The following is a 507-nucleotide window of genomic DNA, read 5'->3' as shown; positions in this document are numbered from 1 at the left end:
GAATGTTGTCCGGCACCAAGAAGCCCACCAGCGAGGCAATCACCACCACAAAGTCGAACTGGTTCCACTGCGACTTGAAGTAGTTCCGCCCCACCGCCACCAGCTTCACCGCCGCCTCCAACGCGAACAGCGCAGTGAAGAACAGGTTGGAAGTGTGCAGGAAACTGTCCCATGCAGCTGCCACGACAAACAACAACAACAACGCCGTCAGCACGCGCCAGCCGCTGGCACGCACGCGCCCCTCACCTGGCTGCCCAAAGTGCCGCGACGCCATCAGCACCGTGTTCACCACCACCGCGCCCATGATGAACCACTCGAACCAGCGGTGCGTGGACAGGTCGTAGGCCGGCAGCCGCCAGCGCTGGTGGGGGGGCGGGAACTTCACGTGCGGCGCACTGCGCATCATCAGCTTCACCGACTGCACCCACCGCCGCTGCGACTGAGGTGCCGGCGCGCACGCAAGCGTCAGCAGTGCACAGCGCCGGCGCAGGCCGACGGCACGCAGCA

At 65.5% G+C, this 507-nt stretch carries 1 protein-coding gene; it reads right to left on the bottom strand.

All coding sequences use genetic code 11. The features are described 5' to 3' along the window. A partial coding sequence (locus ACK41V_RS23915) for an ion transporter (RefSeq protein WP_409786221.1) occupies positions 1–385 on the bottom strand: 385 nt, incomplete at its 3' end. Positions 386–507 lie beyond the last annotated feature (122 nt).

The sequence above is a fragment of the Acidovorax sp. genome, assembly GCF_046291265.1.
Taxonomy (GTDB): Bacteria; Pseudomonadota; Gammaproteobacteria; order Burkholderiales; family Burkholderiaceae_C; genus Acidovorax.
This window is presented reverse-complemented; position numbering and strand designations above follow the sequence as displayed.